Source organism: Bradyrhizobium sp. Kon69 (assembly GCF_055807515.1).
On sequence record NZ_JBVVOS010000127.1, the window covers coordinates 1 to 415 of the forward strand.

Genomic DNA, 415 nt, shown 5'->3' on the forward strand with positions numbered 1-415 from the left:
GCGGCCCGGGCATTTTCCATTGTAGATAGCCCTGCCTCAGCCGGCCCGCGCCGGATGAACGCTGATCGCAACCTGCCGCTCAGAGCCGCCCATGACCGAATCCAGTCTTAGCCACGCCGCACCCTCCAAACCCTCCTTGCGCCGCGCCGTGACCGGCCCGATGTTGTTCCTGTTCATCCTGGGCGATGTGCTCGGCGCAGGCGTGTACGCGCTGGCCGGAACCATCGCCGGCCAGGTGGGCGGGGCGATCTGGGTGCCATTGCTGGTGGCGTTGTTCTTCGCCATGCTCACGGCCGGCTCCTACGCCGAGCTGGTCACCAAGTACCCGCATGCCGGCGCCGCTTCCGTGTTCGCCGAGAAGGCGTTCAAGTCGCCGCTGATCTCGTTCCTGGTGGGCTATTGCATGCTCGCTTCG

1 pseudogene is annotated in these 415 nt (G+C 66.3%); it reads left to right on the top strand.

The annotated features are described in order from the left end of the window. Positions 1 to 91: 91 nt before the first annotated feature. Positions 92 to 415, top strand: a pseudogene (locus tag AC0L3U_RS38515) (amino acid permease); the annotation flags it as partial.